This window comes from Leptothermofonsia sp. ETS-13 (genome assembly GCF_049200465.1).
GTDB lineage: Bacteria > Cyanobacteriota > Cyanobacteriia > Leptolyngbyales > Leptolyngbyaceae > Leptothermofonsia.
Map to the genome: position 1 here is coordinate 1,976,946 of NZ_CP120836.1, position 15,855 is coordinate 1,992,800.

12 protein-coding genes and 2 pseudogenes are annotated in these 15,855 nt (G+C 49.8%); 3 read left to right on the forward strand and 11 right to left on the reverse strand.

All coding sequences use genetic code 11. The annotated features are described in order from the left end of the window. Positions 1 to 173: 173 nt before the first annotated feature. On the forward strand, positions 174 to 2,174 hold the full coding sequence (locus P4D80_RS08840; RefSeq protein ID WP_421658702.1) for a cation:proton antiporter: 2,001 nt from the start codon (positions 174 to 176) through the stop codon (positions 2,172 to 2,174). A gap of 218 nt (positions 2,175 to 2,392) precedes the next feature. Here P4D80_RS08840 and P4D80_RS08845 read toward each other — a convergent pair whose 3' ends face one another. The 6 genes and pseudogenes from P4D80_RS08845 to P4D80_RS08870 all read right to left on the reverse strand — a co-directional run. Next, positions 2,393 to 3,601 carry a hypothetical protein gene (locus P4D80_RS08845; protein WP_421658704.1) on the reverse strand — a complete coding sequence of 403 codons (1,209 nt, stop codon included), beginning with the start codon at positions 3,599 to 3,601 and terminating at the stop codon, positions 2,393 to 2,395. 497 nt (positions 3,602 to 4,098) lie between these two features. Then, positions 4,099 to 5,169, reverse strand: a complete 1,071-nt coding sequence (locus P4D80_RS08850) for a linear amide C-N hydrolase (protein ID WP_421658705.1) — start codon at positions 5,167 to 5,169, stop codon at positions 4,099 to 4,101. Positions 5,170 to 5,228: 59 nt separating this feature from the next. Further along, positions 5,229 to 5,640: pseudogene (locus P4D80_RS08855) on the reverse strand (IS1 family transposase); the annotation flags it as partial. A gap of 168 nt (positions 5,641 to 5,808) precedes the next feature. Further along, a complete protein-coding gene (locus P4D80_RS08860; protein ID WP_421658707.1) occupies positions 5,809 to 6,300 on the reverse strand; it encodes an META domain-containing protein in 492 nt (163 codons plus the stop codon). A gap of 30 nt (positions 6,301 to 6,330) precedes the next feature. After that, the gene (locus P4D80_RS08865) at positions 6,331 to 6,603 is read right to left on the reverse strand and encodes a carboxylesterase family protein (RefSeq protein ID WP_421659510.1); all 273 of its coding nucleotides are present in this window, start codon (positions 6,601 to 6,603) and stop codon (positions 6,331 to 6,333) included. Between the two features lie 180 nt (positions 6,604 to 6,783). Beyond that, positions 6,784 to 7,610: pseudogene (locus P4D80_RS08870) on the reverse strand (carboxylesterase family protein); the annotation flags it as partial. 494 nt (positions 7,611 to 8,104) lie between these two features. Here P4D80_RS08870 and P4D80_RS08875 point away from each other — a divergent pair. After that, complete coding sequence (locus P4D80_RS08875; RefSeq protein WP_421658709.1) at positions 8,105 to 8,461, forward strand: DUF1823 family protein; 357 nt, start codon at positions 8,105 to 8,107, stop codon at positions 8,459 to 8,461. On the opposite strand, the gene lexA is transcribed toward P4D80_RS08875, so the two are convergent. The 3 genes from lexA to cobA form a co-directional block, all read right to left on the reverse strand. Beyond that, positions 8,458 to 9,081: a transcriptional repressor LexA gene (gene lexA, locus P4D80_RS08880; RefSeq protein WP_421658710.1), complete on the reverse strand. Its 624-nt coding sequence runs from the start codon at positions 9,079 to 9,081 to the stop codon at positions 8,458 to 8,460. The genes P4D80_RS08875 and lexA overlap by 4 nt on opposite strands. Positions 9,082 to 9,305: 224 nt before the next feature. Beyond that, entirely contained in the window at positions 9,306 to 10,226 is a 921-nt protein-coding gene (gene argF, locus P4D80_RS08885) for an ornithine carbamoyltransferase (protein ID WP_421658712.1), read from the reverse strand. Between the two features lie 304 nt (positions 10,227 to 10,530). Then, positions 10,531 to 12,177 (reverse strand): uroporphyrinogen-III C-methyltransferase, encoded by a 1,647-nt coding sequence (cobA, locus tag P4D80_RS08890; protein ID WP_421658713.1) that lies wholly within the window; start codon positions 12,175 to 12,177, stop codon positions 10,531 to 10,533. A 170-nt stretch (positions 12,178 to 12,347) separates the two neighbouring features. Between cobA and P4D80_RS08895 the strand changes: the two genes are divergently transcribed. Further along, on the forward strand, positions 12,348 to 13,226 hold the full coding sequence (locus P4D80_RS08895; protein ID WP_421658715.1) for an NAD(P)-dependent oxidoreductase: 879 nt from the start codon (positions 12,348 to 12,350) through the stop codon (positions 13,224 to 13,226). Between the two features lie 69 nt (positions 13,227 to 13,295). On the opposite strand, the gene P4D80_RS08900 is transcribed toward P4D80_RS08895, so the two are convergent. Next, on the reverse strand, positions 13,296 to 14,000 hold the full coding sequence (locus P4D80_RS08900; protein WP_421658717.1) for a potassium channel family protein: 705 nt from the start codon (positions 13,998 to 14,000) through the stop codon (positions 13,296 to 13,298). A 258-nt stretch (positions 14,001 to 14,258) separates the two neighbouring features. After that, complete coding sequence (locus tag P4D80_RS08905) at positions 14,259 to 15,599, reverse strand: TrkH family potassium uptake protein (RefSeq protein ID WP_421658718.1); 1,341 nt, start codon at positions 15,597 to 15,599, stop codon at positions 14,259 to 14,261. Between the last annotated feature and the right edge of the window lie 256 nt (positions 15,600 to 15,855).

Here is a 15,855-nt window from a genome sequence, read left to right on the forward strand (position 1 = left end):
CGATCCTATCTGGATTGTAAAAGGACTTTTTCAGCAGGGAAAATCCTTTCACAACGCCCTTTTCACAAATGATTTAGGACTGCTATAGCAAGGCTTGCACACTGCGGACTTAGAATGATGGAACACTACAGCAGGAACCTTCTGGCAAAATCGGAACAGAAGGTAAAAGAAGTATGGCTGGCAAATTAACGCTCATTGTCGAACTAGTGACAGTGTTAGGTGCTGCCACCCTTGGCGGACATCTGGCAAATCGATTGAGGCAACCTTTATTGCTGGGATATCTCCTGGCGGGAACTGTTGTAGGACCAGCCGGATTCAAGCTCATTACTACGGAAGGCAACATCCAGGTTCTGGCAGAGATTGGGGTAGCGCTGCTACTATTTGTCCTGGGGGTCGAGTTTTCCTTCAAGGATTTATTACGCCTCAAGACGATTGCCTTTGGGGGAACGGCGCTACAAATTGTACTCACCATTCTTCTGGGGGGAGGGTTGACTTACCTGACGGGCTGGGTCGATTCAATTCCCAAGGCGATTTTTTTAGGTGCCGTACTTTCTCTTTCCTCTACAGCGGTTGTCCTCAAAAGCTTGATTGAGCGCAATGAGGTGCAGACAATCCATGGACAGGTGATGCTGGCGATTCTAATTGTGCAGGATCTGGCTTTGGGGGTGATGCTTGCGGTGCTTCCTGCCCTTACGCAACCACCAGAAACTATTGGCATTGCTATCGGATTTGCTGTATTCAAAGCGTCTCTTTTTTTAGTTGGGGCCTTTCTGTCGGGACGCTGGCTCATCCCCTGGCTGATTCGATGGATGGCCCAAAGTGAATCCCAAGAGCTATTTTTGTTGGGGATTTTAGTACTTTGTCTGGGGATTGCTCTGCTGGCATCCAGCCTTGGCCTGGGAATTGCGATGGGAGCGTTCGTCGCTGGACTCATGATTTCCAACGTAGAATATGCGGATCATGCCCTTGATCGCATTTTGCCAATGCGAGATGTGTTTTCTACACTGTTTTTCACCTCGATTGGTTTGTTAATTGATCCGGTATTTTTATTGGAGAACTTACGCGAATTGCTGGGGTTGGTGGCAATTTCGATGCTGGGTAAAGCGGCGATCGTGACCCTGGTTGTGAGGCTCTTCGGCTACGCACTCAAAACATCGTTAACCGTAGGGTTGGGTATCAATCAAATTGGAGAATTTTCGTTTGTATTGGCGAGTGTAGCGCAGGTCCAGGGTCTATTTTCCAACAGACTCTATGGGCTGGCCATAGGGACAACCGCCATCACATTGTTAATCACCCCGTTTAACTTGAAGTCGATTCCCTATTGGCTAACCTGGCTAGAACGGTGGCCGCCTGTTGATGCCATTTTGCATTCCAACCGTCTGTCCCACCCGGCTGATGTTGGAGAAAAACTGACCGGGCATATTGTTGTCGCAGGCTACGGTCGAGTGGGGCAAACTTTGGTACGTATGCTTTATTTTCAGGGATATCAGATTCTGGTAATTGATAACAATGAAGCTGCATTGCAAATCCTGCGAGAGCGGAATATCCCTTACCTGTTTGGCGATGCCTCCAGCCAAATCGTTTTAGAAAAAGCTAATCTTGCTACTGCCAAAGCAATGGCGATCACCCTCCCAGACCCACTGGCAACGCGGCTCACCCTCAAACGAGCCTTAAGCCTTGCCCCAGATCTGGATATTACCGTTCGTGCCCATGTCAATAGCGAAATTGACTCTCTTTATCAGTTAGGGGCACAGGAGGTGGTTCAACCTGAGTTTGAAGCAGCCCTGGAAATGGGGGCCCATTTGCTACTGAAGCTGGGAGATTCTACCTTTGATGTGCAGCAAATGGTTCATCGCTATCGCAGTGGCAGGTATCGGGATATCTTGCCGGAGCGAGCGGAGTACTGGGGAGCCTCTAATTTGGAATCGGCCCTTGAGGGATTACAGCGAAACTGGTACGTGGTGCAGGCAGATTCTCCTTTGCTTGGGCGAACTTTAGCCCAGGTACAGGTACGACGATTGACGGGAGCGACGGTGATGGCGATCGAGCGCAACAAAAAGCTATATCGCTATCCTATGGGTGATGCCATGATCGAGTTGGGCGATCGCCTGCTAGTGGTTGGTAACGATAAAGAACATGATGCTTTTCTGGCGCTGCTACAGGGAAATCTCTAAATCTAGCAATAGCCACCAGGCTTAGGACAGGGTGCAGGGGTGGAACCCCTGCACCCTGTCCCAACCATAATGACTACCGCTATAACATCTAATTTTTCCACGTCCTTAACCTCTCCCCCGTCCCCTCTCCGAGCTGGAGAGGGGTGCCGAAGGCGGGGTGAGGTTCCAGAGATTATTTGTTTTCGCTCCTTATTGCTGTAATTGATTCAAACGCTGATTTAGAAGCGAAATATAACGCTGAGTAATAGCCCATTCTGACGCAGATTGACCTTAGCTCGTCTCAGACCTGAGCCATCCTCAAAGTCAAAATTGTTGAAACGGTATCCCAGTTGCAACGATGTGCTGGAAGAGAAGTGATATTGAACACCGGCTAGCAGATTCCAGGTCCAGTTTCGATCCGCACCAACATTAAAGCCAGATACATCGCCCCAAACTCTGATGGCCCATTGTTTGGATAAATCTAGCCCAATCTGTGCACCAAGCAATGGTTCAACAGTGGTTTGAGAAGAACTGAAATCCTGATTCACTGGAAGGGGAATCGAAAGCGGAAGAACGTTGACGGGAATGTTGTTGAGGCGAATGTCATCCACTTCCAGTTTTTGACTCAAAATGTTGATTCGGAGACCCAGAATGGGTGCAACGGTCAGGCGGGGGTAAGAATTGGATGATTCCGCTGGATTGTCAAGGGGGGTATCAACCACGCGATAGGATGCTGCCAGATCGATCTGCCCCTGGCGGATGGATAAACTGGCATCGGCACTTGCTCTAACCGGAAAGGGGATCCCGAAGCGTTGCAGGCTCCCTGCGGGAAAGGTTATCCCCAGAGTCCCACTGTCTTTGAGAGAGACGTAAAAACCATCGAGGATCAATCCAAATCGATTTTTCCAGGCTTCCACCCGCAGACCTGCATCAAAGGCACGATCAAGATCTAAAATGTTCTCTAAGCCCAAATCAATCGAGGCACTTCGACCCAGAACGGTTGCTTCTAATTCAGCACTCAAGGGGACAAAGAAATAAGGTGCAACTGAAAATTGCCAGCGATCGCTGGGAGTTCCGTAGGTCGAATCACTGGATGCAGGCTCGGAGAAGGTTTCAGCAGGCTGCTGTTCAGCAGGCTGGGACTCAGAGGGCTGTAAGGAAGGTGGGGGTTCGGAAGGCTGGGAGTCGGAAGGTGGAGGAGTCGGAGCATCAGCCTGGGCGATCGCATTCAGCAAAAAGGATGGCTCTACCGATTCAAAATTGCGAGACTCAATCGATAGTTCAGCAAAAGGTTTAGTCAAGAAACTGGCCTGCTTTAGAGTTCGCGCTGGATGATCAAGTTCCTGAATGAATGGAGTATTGAGTTCAGAGGCCATACTGGTGTTGACAGCCGACAATGGTTCTTTTGCCTGGGCAGGCGGACCGGAAAGGGTGATCGCAATCGACAAGGTACCACTGGCGTATAACAAAAAAGGCTTCAGTAATTGATTATCAATTCTTTTCCAATAATTCTTAAGAATTGAATTGACCTGATGGGTGTGATTGCTTTCACAATTTCCTAGTATCATTTTTAACTCATTGAACTCAACGGTAGTTTTCGATGAACCTTGTTTGCGATCATTTGAGGAATTGAGGAATCAGGCTTCGAGCATCTAACAGGTTTTAATTCACAGTGGTGGGCAACACTGGAGGGGCTGTGCGGGATACCGGACCCTTTGAGTTGTGCAGCATTCCGCATGACTGTAAACACATTGGTTGCTGCTTCTAAGTAGCTAGGTGCAATTCAATAAGGATAATTTCGGGGGTGGAGGGGATGAAACCCGCTGCCTGGGGGCGCAGCCCCCACTTCTCCCTTTACCAATTAATGATGACTACCTACTTAACAGATCATCGGTTTGCAGAATTTATCGGTTTGCAGAATGGCATTGATATAACTGAAATTGCCTCAAAATGGTACTCTTGCAACCTTCTGGAATTTTTCTATCACGTCTCCAGATAAAGCAATGTTGTCTGGGTTGAGAACCAACACGGGTGCACCAGGGTTCAAGTTAAACTTTTTGAGATCCATCCAAATCACGTTAGGGCTGGTACTCAATTCAAAGAAATAACGCTTATTGGTTAAATCCATCACTGTTCGATATTCAGTGTCATAGATGGTGCCGGGGGTCTTGTAGGGGGCATTGAAAGGCACAGAAGTGTTGCGGGCGATCGAGAAAATTGTGGCGATCGCTTCCCGTTCGTTTCTTGGTTCGCGTAGTGTCTGAAGGAAATAGTTAGCACGCACAAAGCGATTAACTGGGCTGACGTTACCAGGCAAGGGAGTTTCACGCGTGGCATCGGTGAAATCCCACTTTTTCAAGTTCGCTAGCTGCTGATTAAGCGGTGGGTCGTTTGTCATCACCCGATATTCGCGTCCGTGGTAAATCACAGGTTTGCCATTAATATATTCAATAATCGCGGAGTCCCCTGTTGCATCCTGGAGCGATAGATGAAGGGAAGACTTGTACCCCGCGTGTTCAACCATGATCGGTTGAATTGTTTTCATCAATTCCAGTGCTTCTTTAACGGTAGCGGCGTTATCTAGCAGATACTGCCCCCAGAGCCCAGCATGAACCCCTAGCTTACTGCGATCGCGCGGACCAAAATCAGTCGCAGTCAAGAACAACAGATTCGCGCCCAACCCTTTCTCATTCAAGCCATCAACCATCGCTACGTCATAGGCTGTGACGATAACGCTTCCATATTTCGAGGTCCATCGCGCCGGATTTTCCTTAACCACCACATCGGGTCCAACCCGTCCACCGTCTCGCTGCATGCCCCGCGGCAGAACAAGGAGTGTTGGTTGAGTGGATTCCGCCCAGTCCATTGACCGCCCAACGACAACCGCAAGCTTGTTCGTGTTCCAAAGCGTTCGGGTGCAAGCATCGGCGATAGGCTGCCATAGAGAGAAACCAAGTGTTACAGCAACCAATGTGCTACTCATCACCCGTTGAATCGCCTTAGCGGTCCCTTTCATTATGCAACTCCTTATTGATGGATGATTTAGGAATTGAGCTATCGAGACAATCTCTGGCGAGATTGTATGCCGTATATTGAACGTCTGATACTCAATACGAAGTGGTCAACCGCCGTCCACAGCCAGATTTTGTTTTTTTGATCCAACAAATGTTTCTAATTCATCGAGTTCGCCAACCTCAGGAATGGTTTGAGGGGCATAGGCATCCGGCAAATTTTGCCCCACTTGCTCAACCCAATCGATCACCATTGTATGATGCACTCCCTTCACCCGTTCGATCGCTCGAAACCCTGAACCATTGACATACATTTTGAGGCATTCTCGCTTGAACTCATCTGGGTATCCTTTCAGAGGGTCATAGAGGTCAATGAATTGGCGACCACAATCAACACAGATGTGATTTTGCTTACCTCGTTTCTTTCCGTTCTTACGGATATGACTGGAACCGTATTCAGGGCATTGCCTGAAAATTCCCCCTAATTCATACCTCTATTCTGCAACGCTCGTTTCGACTGCTGCTACTGCCACCTTGTCTACCAGTGTCAAAAGCTTATCAACGTTTTCAGTTGTTGCGAGAGAATCGATGTACTTGAAGCCCATTGCTTCATTCTCCTGAAACGTGGACAATCCCTGCAACTCTCACTGGGGTGTAGCAGGTCTGGCTTGTTGCATCGGCTCAAATTCGTAGACACCACCATCTGCAAACAGCGATAGAAATAAATGACCATCTTTGATTACATACGATCGCACAAATTTCCAATCTTTAACCAGGCGATCGTGCAGCGAACCGGGTGGGCATAAAGCGCGGGTAAGTGCCAGCGGACCAAACAGAAGTTGATTGGGTTCAGGTGCTTTCCAGGTGCTGCGTCCCCGGTTGCAGTCGAATCGCACGTTTACACTATTGTCAGCATTGAAAGCGATTGTGTAGTTCGTTCTGTCGTCAGGAGTTAGTACTGTATCATCACCACCCTGAAATTTCACCAATTGCCAGGACGTTTTGCTAAGGTCATCGGGCTGGTTTGCTATGTTAGATGATGCCAATTTTGAATTGGCAGCGCGTTCGACGAGATCGAGGCGAGTTTTCAAGGGATCGGCTGTCATTTGGGAACCCCGATCAAGTGTAAACATCATCAGATCTGAGCGATCGGGATTGTAGGGTATTCATTGCGGTAGGCCCACCCCATTGGGGTTACCGTTCTTAACAAAATTGACAATGTAGCTACGAAACTCCCGTCCCGCCTCCCAGTCTTTTCGAGTCATGTTTCTGCCATAGCGGACATTCAAATTGTCAAAGAGGTAGGGTAACTCACTTGCGTGGGAAGCCCCTCTCACCTTTGGTCGCAACGATTCAGCCACATAACCAAAGCGGTATAACCAGGCTGGTTTTCCAGCCGCCGTCATTTGCCTTGCTACAAACCGCGCCGGTTCATGCATTGTTATGTCAACCCCGATCGTAAAAACAATCTCAGCAGGTTTCAGCGTCCCTTTTGGATCGTAAACAGCACGCGCCTTCGCTGCATCAGCACCAAAAAATGAAAAGGGATCTTTAAGCAGCGGCAGAGTTCTAGGCAGATCGGCACTGGTGCTGCCAATCAAAATCGGTACGTGGATTGCCTGCCCTCGACTCAGGCGCTCTCCGGGGTTTGCCATCACAACCTCGCCATCAAATATAGGACCTCCCGTATAGGTTGGCGTTTTTTTGACCAGGGATGTCATTATGATATCTTTTGCAATGATCTCGGCGGGTAATGCCCGCAGGGCTTTCAGGGCATCTACTCCGATGCTGTTAATCTCCACACTCTCTGCAAACAAAATGCCACTTTCTTCAGCAGATGGCAGTTCGGGTGTCCTTTCCCTCAGCTTTTGCCCTCCCAAAATGTAGGTGCGCCCGCCACCCGACAGAACCACAGCACGTTGAAACAACCCTCTTGCCGCTTCCGAGGTGAGCCAATGCATGATTGAAATACCACCCGCCGACTCGCCCACCAGCGTCACCTGCTTTGGAGCGCCACCAAATGCAGCAACGTTGCGCTGCACCAATTTAGGGCGGCAAGTTGATCGAGAAAGCCATAGTTTGCCAGTGGTTTTTCGTTGGCAGCAGTCAGTGCTGGATGGGCAAAGAAACCAAAGCGGCTGAGGCGGTAATTAAGGCTGACTACAACTACACCCTGTCGCGAGATCGCACTCCCGTCATACAGTGGCGTTGACGAACCACCATTGACGAAAGCACCGCCGTGAATCCAGACCATGACTGGCAATTTCTCACCGGTTTTGATCTGGGCGGGTCGCCAGACATTCACAACTAAGCAATCCTCGGCTGGAGTTGTGCCTGGTGGTGCAGCATCGCTGGGGTCAGGCACTTGCATACAATCGTGCCCGTACTCAATTGTTTTACGTACCCCTGTCCAGGATTGAACAGGCCGGGGAGGTTGCCAGCGCAAGTCGCCGACGGGTGGTGCGGCTTAAGGAATCTCCTTAAACGACAGCACATCACCTGATATAGCACCTTCGATCGTTCCAGCATCGATCTTCACGATCTTGTTGGTTATCTGAGCTGCAACGGGTGTAATCAACTCAATTGCAGTGAATGACGACGCTGCTATTGTTGTCGTTTGTATACGGTTCCTCATACAACCCTTCATTTATTCCTGGCAGCAGCCAGTACCCAATGGCACAGTTTCCTAATACTTTCCCATATGGTTGGGACTGCTCGGTGGGCTCTTAACAATCTATACAGGCATGGGGTGGGCGTATTATGGATTGAAATTCACCTATTCTATTCCAGTGCCATTCATCCTTAATTTAATTTGTCTAGTGTTGCAAACACTAAATTTTGCAACATGGGGGAGTGGGGGCTTCGTCCCCAGAAGGGGGTTTCACCCCCTCCACCCCCTTCAAAACTTTTGTTTTGATCTACTAGCTACTTACCAAGCCTATGACTGATTTACCACCACTTACCCCTGAAACGATTTGGGGAATCATCAAAGACACCATTGACGACGCCACCGCCAATGCACTGGTTTGGCATTACCTGGGTTATCGGCTTAATTCAGATGGAACCTGGGATTGCTCCGCCGTTGCTCCAGAATGGCGAGAGGAATATCCAGAACCCCCTGATTTCATTGAGAGCCGTCCAGCAACAGTTAAGCTGACCCGCTCTATTCCAAAAGAGAACAAGCAATTGCTTAAGGAAAAGCTGGGGTTTGAAGGCTACAAGGTTGATGAATTAGTGCCGCGCAAAACCCGCCGGGCAACGATCGCCAACTGGCTTCTCAGCTACATGCATAGTTAAGACGCCCGCTTGAAGCGCCAGACACCGACGAGAACCCCCTGGATATCAACCTGGCTGGCAGGTAACTCGATTACCGGGTAAGCATCCCGATCCGGGTTGCCCGGTTCCAGTGTGACTTTGCTGCCCTTGCGACTGTAGTACTTGAGGGTGGTTTGTCCGTTGACATGAGCGGCAACAATCGTACCGTTTTTAATGGATTTGGGATCGGTAACCGGCTCCATGATGACCACATCTCCATCATCGATCAGGGCATCGATCATGCTGAGCCCTCTGACCCTGAGCGCAAAGTAACGGGGATTGAGGAGCAGATTTGAGAAGTCAAGATGTTCAACTTCCACATCATCCTGGAAGGTTTCGACCAAACCTGTGGCTGCGATCGCCCCCCGAATCGGTACTCCTGGAGAACTTGCATGCAACAAGCGAATGGTTCGAGCTTTACCTTCGCTCCAGTCGATATACCCCTTTGCTCTCAAGTGCTCCAGGCGACTCTGTACCGGAGCAGGGGACTTCAACCCCATCGCTCGCATCATCTGACGGATGGAGGGCGAGTGTTGATTTGCTCGAATATACTCTACAAGCCAGTCATATAGCTCTTGTTGAGCTTCAGTCAGAGGTTCCATAGAATCTAGAGCAGGTGAAGGTTAGCAGGGAGGCGTATCTTAGAACACCTGTACCATTAAATTGCACACCTGTCTAGTCCTTTGCAATCCACTGAAAATTAAATTTTGTGTCTCAAAATTGACTACCGGTTTTTGGGTGTAAGGAGAGAGTTTTGAGTGTTGAGTTCTGAGTTTTGAGTTGAGGTGAAGGGGAAAGGAGGGAATCTCATCCACCCATCTACCCCTCACTCTGCCCCTAACAGGGTTGCCAGAAGAGCTTTTTGAGCATGCATGCGGTTTTCTGCCTGATCCCAGACGCGAGATTGGGGGCCTTCAATGACGGCATTGGTAATTTCTTCTTCCCGGTGGGCAGGCAAACAGTGGAGGACGATCGCTTCCTTATCAGCATGTTCCAGCAGGGCTTCATTGACCTGGTAGGGCTGAAAGATGGGGATACGACTTTCTGCCAGATCTTCTTGCCCCATGCTGGCCCAAACATCGGTATAGAGAACATGGGCTCCTTTGGCGGCGGCTACCGGGTCAATGGTGACAATCACTTCGGTACGACCGTCGGCGATCGCCGTTGCCCGTTCAACAATGGTTTCCAGGGGTTGGTAGTTGGGGGGAGAGGCAACTCGTACATTCACCCCTGCCATAGCACAGCCCAGCATCAGAGAGTGGGCAACGTTGTTCCCATCTCCCACATAGGTCAGTGTTAACCCGTTCAGGGAACCAAAGGATTCTTGCATCGTTTGCAGGTCGGCCAGAACCTGGCATGGGTGTTCTAAATCGCTCAAGGCATTGATGATAGGGATTTTGGCATAGTTGGCAAAGGTTTCCAGGTCGCGCTGAGCAAAGGTACGAATTGCCAGAATATCGAGGTAGCGATCCAGAACCCGTGCAGTATCAGCGATCGGTTCTCCCCGACTTACCTGGGTGACACTCGGATTCAAATCAAGCACCTGCCCCCCTAACTGGTACATTGCAGCTGAAAAACTGACACGAGTTCGGGTAGATGCCTTATAAAATAATAAACCCAGAATTTTCTGGCATTTCAGGTTCACGGTGCCCGCTTTCAACTGGGCTGCCAGATGCAAAACTTCTTGCAGTTCATCACTTGTTAAATCAGCCAGACTCAACAAATCTCGCCCTTTCAGTGCCCCCATTCTTTTCGATCCTTGATTCCTTGACTGTCCTAAAAAACCCTATCAGATCTCCACCGCTTAGCCTAGTGCGAAGAGGTCAGGGTTGTTTAACAGATTATAGTGAGCAGGGAGTGGGGGTTAAGGGGGGCGGGGTCAGGGGTCAGGGGGTCGGGATGAAAAATTACTTTAAGTAACTGGACAAAATTAAAATGAAAACAGATTCGGGGGTGGAACCCCCTGCCTGGGGGCTTTGCTCTCATTCCTTCTTTTTTACAATTAATTGGGTGGAGTTACTGACAAGTATTTTTAGCTTCTTCTTTCTGGCTTAGTTCTTTCTTTCTAGCCATTGAATGATTGCTTGAACTAAGCCTTCAATCGTGTATTCCTGGGCTTCGGCATCGACACGACCCAGAAGGCTTTCACAGGTTTTACTGGTTTGGGGACCGATGGAGGCGATGCAGACACCGCTTAGCCAGGTTTGCCAGGAGTCATCTCCTTCAGCTTGTCGAAGAAGCTGGCAGAAATGCTTGACGGTTTTAGAACTGGCAAAGGTGACGATATCGATCGCGTGATTTTGGAGAGCAGCCAGAGCTTCGGGCGCGATCGCTTCCGGGCAGCGGGATTGATACGCCGCCACTTCAGTCACAATCGCCCCCCGGCTGGAAAAATCCTTCACCAGCACATCTCGCCCACCGCTTTCAACTCTTGGAAAGAGAATTTGGGTACCCTCAAGGGAGCCGGGAAAGTGCGCAGCGAGAGAGTCGGCAACGAATTCGGGTGGCACAAAGTCGGGTTTAATTCCCCGTCGAGCCAACCACTGAGCTGTTTTCTCTCCTACCACAGCAATCTTCAAACCTGCCAGAGCACCAATATCCTGTACGTGGATTGCCAGTCGATCAAAGAAATATTCGACGCTGTTGGCAGAGGTCAGGATCAGCCAATCAAAACTGGAAAGATGGGCGATCGCGCGATCCAATTCTTCCCAGCTTGAAGGCGGTCCAATCTCCAGCGCAGGCATTTCAATCACCACCGCACCCGCTTGACGGAGGCGATCGCTAAACTGATTCGACTGGCTGGCCGAACGAGTCACCAGCACGGTTTTGTTAGCGAGGGGGGAGGAGGAAGGGGTGAAGAGAGAAGAGGGAGGAGTCTGCACGGTTGAAAAATGGGGGGAGGTTACAGGGGATGGGGTATAGGGTACAGGATCAAGGATGCCTCTGTCGCCTGTGGCCTGTGGCCTGTGGCCTGCCCTCTGAAGATAGGCTCGAAGCCTGACTACTTCACCAATCACCATCACACAGGGAGAGAGGGGTGCGGCGGCTGTTTTTTGCCCAATATCCATCAGGGTTCCTTCCCAAATTTGCTGTTGCGGTTGCCCGGCCCAGCGAATGATAGCAATGGGAGTCTGGGGCGATCGCCCCTGTATCTGAAGCCGCTCCACAATCTCATCCAAGCGCTGCCCTCCCATGAGAATGACCAGCGTTTCCAGTCGAGACAGAGCCTCCCAATCCAATGCTTCGGGATTGTGGGCGCTCACCACTGCAAAGCACCGACTCAAAATCGGATCGGTCAGGGGAATACTTGCCAGCAAAGGGGCTGCCAGGGCAGAGGATAGTCCTGGAATCACTTCATAATCACAATTTGCGGCTTTCAACGCCTGAATTTCAGAGTGAGAGCGCCCGAAGATGAAGGGGTCGCCACTCTTCAAACGCACGACCTGCTGCCCTTGCAAACAGTACTGTACAAGCAAGTCATTAATTTCCGTCTGTCTCATACTGGGTCTACCACCCCGCTTGCCAACGTCAAATTTGACGCAAGTTTTTGGCACCAGTTCCAGCAATTCACTATCTACCAATGCGTCGTAGACCAGTACCTCTGCCTGCCTCAGAAGCTGATAGCCCCGGACTGTCAGGTAAGCGACATCTCCAGGACCTGAACCAACGAGATAGACTTTGCCAGTTTGTTCAGCCAATGCTAAGCCCCTTCAACTCAAAATTCAAATAAGAGAGGAAATATAGGGGCAAAGCCCCCAGCCAGCGGTGGAACCCCTGCACCCTGTCCTTAGCCTGGTGGCTATAGCTATACCTGAAACCCACCACACCTGTCAAAATTAAGTTTGACAGCTCATGGGGGAGGTGGAGTGTGAAAGTTGGACTGATGGGGACTGGACTGATGGGACTGCCAATGGCTCAGCGGTTGCTAGAGGGAGGATTGCTGGCGATCGCCTACAACCGCACTCCTGAAAAGTTGGAGCCACTGAGAACGGCAGGTGTGGAAATTGCCCCTTCTCCCCAAACACTCATCCATCATTCAACCTGCATCGTGTTGATGCTAACCAATGCTCAGGCAATCCGGGAAACGCTATTGACAGAAACCACCCGCGGAGAACTGGCTGGTAAAACGGTGATCCAGATGGGAACGATCGCTCCTACCGAAAGCCAGTTAATTCGAGATGAGGTCGTCGCAGCAGCAGGAGCTTACCTGGAGGCCCCTGTTTTAGGAAGTATACCGGAGGCCAAAGCAGGCAAACTGATTGTCATGGTAGGAGCAACGCCAGAGCAGTTTGAAAATTATCAGCCCGTCTTCAAATGCTTTGGCCCGGAGCCAATCCTCATTGGCCCTGTGGGAACGGCAACAGCGACAAAATTAGCCCTTAACCAGCTCATTGCCTCGTTAACCGCTGCTTTCTCCACCAGCCTCAGTTTTGTTATGAAATATAGAGTTGATATCGAATTGTTCATGCAAATCCTGCGTCAAAGCGCCCTTTATGCTCCTACGTTTGATAAGAAACTTCAACGCATGGTAGAGCGCAACTTCGCCAACCCCAACTTTCCGACCAAACATCTGCTCAAAGACAACAACCTGTTTTTAAGCGAAGCAAAATCGCTGGGGATCAACACCCGCCTCGTTGCTGCTGTCAGCCATATCTTGCAACAGGCGATCGCAATGGGGTTGGCAGATGAGGACTATTCCGCCCTGTTTTCAGCCATTGAGGAAGGAGGAGAGGGAGTGATCGAGTAACGGAGTGGATGGGTAATCTATCAACTAATCACCAACAAACAACCCTCATCCCCAGCCCCTGGACCCTCTTTAAACCGGCAACCGATTGATGCAATGGTTAGCACCGATTACAACCATAGCAGAGCCTTTTTCCAGGCGCTTAGTTGGAGGGGGGTTAATTTCAAACTTGCCATCCTGGCTGACGGCTAAAACGTTTAAGCCATAATTGCTGCGGAGCCGAAGTTCTGAAATGGTCTTGCCGACAAACTGTTCCGGTGTAATCATTTCAACAATGCTATTTTCAGGGTCTAACTCAAATCGATCAAGGATGCCGGGTTTGGTGAGCGATCGCGCCAGGGCACAACCCATCTCATGCTCCGGAAACACCACATGATCTGCTCCAACTTTTCGCAGTAGTTTCATGTGAATTTCTGAAGAAGCTTTTGCCACCACATGACGCACCCCTCCCTCTTTGACATTCAAAGTAGTGATAATGCTTTCCTGGACGTAGTTACCGATCGCCACAATCACAGTATCTTGCTCAAAAACTCCAGCTTCCCGTAGAGCGGAAGGTTGAGTCGAGTCTAACTGGCGAGCATGGGTCGCAATGCGGTCTGAAAGGATTTGAGCAACCTTTGCTTCGTCAGAATCAATACACAGTACGTCGTATCCCTGCTTGTGCAGGGTAGAAGCAACTGCTCGCCCAAAGCGCCCCAGACCAATGACGCCAAACTGTCGATTTTTTAAGTCAGCCCTAAGGTTATGGAAAAAATTTAAGGACGATAAACTAACCAATCGCTATCGGCACATGGTTTCCATACCAGGAAACGGATGCCGCCTCCATCGAAACGTCAAGTATTGCTGTTGCCAGATTGCTTAGGAAATTGGGTTTAACCGAGGAATAGGAGTTGCACCCCCAAGCCAGGGTTGGAACCCCTGCACCCCGTTCCTAAGCTAGTGACTACAGCTAACTAAGAAGATAGATTACAGGGTCTGTTGCAGACTTTAACACCTCTGTTGGATGGATGTTGATGAGAATCTGTAATCTTCAAATTAACCGACCAGAAGGTTTTCCTCAGGATAATGAATAAAGCTGGGTTTGGGGTCTCCCACCAGAGCTGCTATCAGCAGCAGCACCCCTACCCGTCCAATGTACATCGTGGCAACCAGAACAAGTTTGGCAAAGACAGTCAGTTCCGCAGTAATGCCCGTTGACAAACCAACGGTGGCAAAAGCTGACACAACTTCAAACAGAATTTGGATGAAGTTGACCTCTGGATCGGATAGGGAGATCAGGATCGTCATTGCGATCACGGTTCCAAATGACCCAACGGCAACACCCACCGCTTTCAGGATGAGGGAAAGGGGAACTTGTCGCTCGTACAGCGTAACTTCCTCTCTACCGCGCAGAATAGCTTTGGTGCAGCTTGTTAACACCCGTAGAGTTGTGGTTTTGATGCCACCAGCGGTACCACCGGGACTGCCACCAATAAACATCAGGGCAATGGTGATGAACAATCCGGCGGTGGTCATTTTGCCAATGTCAATCGTGTTGAATCCTGCGGTTCGGGGAGTTACAGCCTGAAACCAGGCCACCATTAGCTTCGTTGGAAAATCGACCACTCCAATCGTATTGGGATTACGAAGTTCGACCAGGAAAAAGGCGATCGCCCCCAGTACCAGAAGTGCCAGAGTTGTGCTGACAGCAACTTTGAAATTGAGCGACAAGATAACCTGTTCGGGTCTGCGCAGGAAGCGGACACGCAACCAGAGGTACATTTCAAAAATTACTTCATACCCAATTCCGCCAAAAATGATTAGACCTGGAATAACTAAATTAAGCAGTGGCGAGGACTGGAAGCCTACTAAGTTATCTGCAAATAGACTAAATCCAGCGTTGTTAAATGCACTGACACTATGAAAAAGGGATAACCATAGCCCATGGTCTAAGCCATATTTGGGGCTGAATACCGGCAGAAGCAAAAAGGCTCCCGTGATTTCAAAAATCATTGTGGTTGCAATGATGGAACGAATGACCTGGGACGCCCCCTGAATTTCATCCCGGTCTAGAGCTTGCTGAACAGCAAGTTTATCTCGCAAACCAAACTTGCGCCCGATCAACAGAAACAGAAACGTGGTGGCTGTCATGTAGCCCAACCCCCCCACCTGGATCAGGGCCAGAATTACGAATTGCCCAAAGGGAGAGAAGTAAGTGCCTGTATCTACCACAATATGCCCCGTTACACAAACCGCTGAAGTTGACGTGAACAGGGCGACGATGAAATGCTCCCAATCTAGAGCATTATCGTTTACAGAAAAGGGCAGCAACAGTAGCAGCGTCCCTACTGTGATAACGGCCAGGAAACCAATGCAGATTGTTCGGGAGACGGTCATGGAGGGAAAAAAGAAGAGGGAAGAAGGAGTGAGTGGGTGGATGAGTGGGAGATTGGGGAAGTAAGGGAGTAAAGAAACTTCACTCCTCACCCTGTTACTCTATCCCTCTCTCCCTTCTTGAAACGACAACAAAGAACCCTTAGCCTTCTACCTATGCTGCCCATGTATTGCGCCATTTGACAATACCTTCTTCGGCCAGAAGCCAGCAGCGGCAGACGAAGTTTTTTGCAGAGGAGAACGTGGGTGTCATTGCCCG